Raw genomic sequence first — 2369 nt, 5'->3', positions numbered from 1 at the left:
CAACCCATCGGCCCGCCGCGGCCCGGTCGACGTGCCAGTGCGCCGCACGACGGGCGGCGTCGCCGCCGCCTCGCCCAGTGCCGCGGCCGCGATATCGAGCAGCTGCGTGCCGGCGACAACCGCTTCGCTGGAATGCGTTGCTGTCCAAGCGGCTAGCATCGGCCACGGGTCGGCCGGAACGGTATCGGCTTGCAGCAGTGCAGGCAGCGCGGCCACGTCGTCGGGGCGCGGCAGCGCGATCGCGCACCAACCGTCGGCGGTGTCCAGCAGCCGCGTCGCGCCACCGGGACAGACGCTGCCCTGCCGGGTCAGCCCGAGCAGCGCGGCCCGGCCGGCCAAGATCGTTGCGGCGTCGCCATCGATACCGAGGAGCCGGCCGATATCGGCGGTCACCCGCCGCGCTTGCGCCAGCACGCCGGCGCGCGAGAAGTCCGGCGGCCCGTCGGCCGGCCCGGTCAAGTAGGCCAGCCCGCTAGCGGCCCAGTCAGCCGCGGCCGAATCCACGCCTCCCATTGTGCGCAGCGGTCTAGAAGTGCAGCGCGGTGAACCGCCAATCCAGCACCTGCCGATCGGGTTCGGCATCACCAACCGCGTACACCAGCGACCGCAGCCCGAGCATCCCGCCGTGGCCGACTTGCTCAGCGGATTCGACATGCAGCTCGCTGTAGAGCGTGTCGCCCTCGTACACGGGACCGGTGTGGTCGCACGACTGCCAGCCCAGCACCGTCACCAGGTTGGGCAGCAGCCGGGTGGCCTGCGCGAGCGCCAGCCCGATGGTGTGCCCGCCATACACCAGCCGACGCCCGCTGACACGTGAATCGTGGTGGGTGGCAGCGATATTCAGCGTGAGCCGCGCCAACTCGGGTGCGCTGCTGACCACGTCGGCGCTGCTGTGCAGCACCGTGCCGGCCAGAGCGGCGTCGAAATGCGGACCCGGCACCTGCTGGCGAAACGCGTCGGCGTCCCAGTCGGCGGTCGGGTCCTGCGCAGGTGCCACCGCGTCGGCGCCAATGATGGACAGGTCGTCGCTGGGCTGCGGATCGTCGGGGCGCCAGGCCGGGCTGGCGGGCAGCATGGCGCAGCGGTAGAAGTCGAGCACCAACCGGTCGGCCTGGTCGATGGTGGCCATCCGCAGCGCCGAAACCCCGGTCGGCGCGCGGCCGGGCTTGACCGAGTTGGCGCGCAGCCCCACCACCGCGGTGCGGGTGTACAAGGTGTCACCGATGACCGGGAAGCGGTGAAAAACCAGCCCGCGGTAGAACAGGTTGGCTTTGACCCGCTGGGTGGCCAGCGTGGTCTGGCCGATCGCAACATCGCAGACCAGTCCCGGATGCGCCAGCGCGGCCGGCGCGCCGGTGACCGCGACCGACAGGTCGGCGTCCAGCGGCAGCCGCAACCGATCACCCACGATCGCCTGGTGAACCGCGGCCATCCCAGCAGTCAGCGTCGCCGACGGCGCCCAGTCGAACACCTGGCCCACCGCGAGGTCGTCGAAATAGGGCCCGCCGCTCATCACGCCTCCCGTGCGTCAGTATGGCGGTACAGATCCTGGCACACGCGGAAGGTGATCGATGGGCACCGGACTCAACGACGAAGAAGCCATGTTGGTCGCTACGGTGCGGAGCTTCATCGATCGCGACGTCAAGCCCACGGTGCGGGAGGTCGAGCACGCCAACGCTTACCCCGAGGCGTGGATCGACCAAATGAAGCGGATCGGTGTCTACGGCTTGGCTATTGCCGACGAGTATGGCGGGTCACCGGTGTCGATGCCGTGCTATGTGCTGGTCACCCAGGAGCTGGCGCGAGGTTGGATGAGCCTTGCCGGCGCGATGGGCGGGCACACCGTCGTCGCCAAGCTGCTGTCGCTGTTCGGCACCGACGATCAGAAGCGCCGCTATCTGCCGCCGATGGCCACCGGTGAGCTGCGGGCCACCATGGCGCTGACCGAGCCCGGCGGCGGCTCGGATCTGCAGAACATCTCGACCACGGCCCTGCCCGACGGCCCCAATTCCCAGGACTTGGTGGTCAACGGGTCGAAGACCTGGATTTCCAATGCCAGGCACTCCGGGCTGATCGCGCTGCTGTGGAAGACCGACCCGGACGCTACCCCGCGGCATCAGGGGATTTCGGTGCTTCTGGTGGGGAACCCTTGCGAGGGGCTCTCGGTGTCTCGGGATCTGCCCAAGCTGGGCTACAAGGGCGTGGAGGCCTGCGAGCTGTCCTTCGACGACTGTCGGGTTCCGATGGCGGCGATCCTGGGCGGGGTACCGGGTCAGGGTTTCGCGCAGATGATGAAAGGCCTTGAAACCGGCCGTATCCAAGTGGCTGCTCGTGCCCTGGGGGTGGCCACCGCAGCGTTGGACGACGCG

Annotated in this window: 1 protein-coding gene and 2 pseudogenes (1 of these 3 running past the window's edge); 1 reads left to right on the top strand and 2 read right to left on the bottom strand. The window is 69.5% G+C overall.

Annotated features, from left to right (window positions below; genetic code table 11):
* Positions 1 to 513 (bottom strand): annotated as a pseudogene (locus ACFE99_RS23050) (CoA transferase); the annotation flags it as partial.
* A gap of 13 nt (positions 514 to 526) precedes the next feature.
* Positions 527 to 1513 carry a MaoC family dehydratase gene (locus ACFE99_RS23045; protein WP_375488903.1) on the bottom strand — a complete coding sequence of 329 codons (987 nt, stop codon included), beginning with the start codon at positions 1511 to 1513 and terminating at the stop codon, positions 527 to 529.
* Positions 1514 to 1571: 58 nt separating this feature from the next.
* On the opposite strand from ACFE99_RS23045, the pseudogene ACFE99_RS23040 reads away from it, so the two are divergent.
* A pseudogene (locus ACFE99_RS23040) lies at positions 1572 to 2369 on the top strand (acyl-CoA dehydrogenase family protein); it runs 375 nt beyond the window's last position.

Origin of the sequence: uncultured Mycobacterium sp., from assembly GCF_964249325.1 — a bacterium.
Taxonomy (GTDB): Bacteria; Actinomycetota; Actinomycetes; order Mycobacteriales; family Mycobacteriaceae; genus Mycobacterium.
Note: the sequence above shows the minus strand (reverse complement) of the source record. Positions and strands in the feature narration are given on the sequence as shown.

What these genes read in the sequence shown, in the direction of transcription:
- ACFE99_RS23045 (WP_375488903.1), bottom strand. Translation starts at nt 1,513, where the DNA reads ATGAGCGGCGGGCCCTATTTCGACGACCTCGCGGTGGGCCAGGTGTTC.